This is a genomic window from Myroides sp. LoEW2-1, assembly GCF_009767705.1.
GTDB classification, from domain to species: Bacteria; Bacteroidota; Bacteroidia; order Flavobacteriales; family Flavobacteriaceae; genus Flavobacterium; species Flavobacterium album_A.
Window position 1 is genome coordinate 1 of record NZ_WSPP01000204.1, and the last position, 838, is coordinate 838.

At 29.5% G+C, this 838-nt stretch carries 1 protein-coding gene; it reads right to left on the bottom strand.

What is annotated here, in order from left to right:
• Nucleotides 1-80: 80 nt before the first annotated feature.
• A partial coding sequence (locus GOQ24_RS11920; protein WP_160339783.1) for an AAA family ATPase occupies nt 81-838 on the bottom strand: 758 nt, incomplete at its 5' end.

The following is an 838-nucleotide window of genomic DNA, read 5'->3' on the forward strand; positions in this document are numbered from 1 at the left end:
ATATATTAGATAATTGATTAATATTAGAAATATTAAAATCTCTAATAAATGTATCTTGTTCTATTATGTTAGTAAAATTACTAGTTATAGTTAAATTGTTCATTTGGATTGAAATTTTGAGGATTAGTAATAGTAAATAATTGGGCTTTTTTCTGTTCAAATACAGATCTAAACTCATTTTGATAGATTGGATTTTGCTGATAGAGAATTAAAAGTTCTTGAACTGTTTTACAATTATTAATTAGGTTTCTAATACTTTCTTTAGCTCCAGCATGAGCTTCTCCTTTATTACACCATTCTAGTATTTTCCTACCTGTTGACTCATTAATTATAAACTCTGGTTTTCCCATAAACAAACTAGTTCTGTCTTTAGAAGATACCACATAGTGTTTTATATCAATATCAAATACAAGTGTAAACTCATAATCTACTCCATCTCTTTGTACAGCCTTTAATCCAACTTTTTCAGGTACATACTTACCATCTTTTTGATTTAGTACATAATCCTGTTTAGTTCTCATAGTAGCTATTATATGGGCTGAACTCTGTAGTATCTTATCTACAAAACTTTTTTGTCTAGGTGTTACCTTAGCCCAATTAGTAAAAGAATTACCTACAAGTTTAGAATGGAAGTCTAATAATTCATCCCAACAATGAGATATACTATCAATAATAATGACTTCCATGTTAGCCTGTTCACATATTTCTATTGCCTTAATATAAGCTTCTGGAGTAAATGAATATTCCACTGAAAGTGAACAGCCTATTCCGGTGTGAAAGTGAACAGTGTATTCCAGTGTGAAAGTGGACAGTTCTTCGCCTTGTTTTTTAGTAGTAT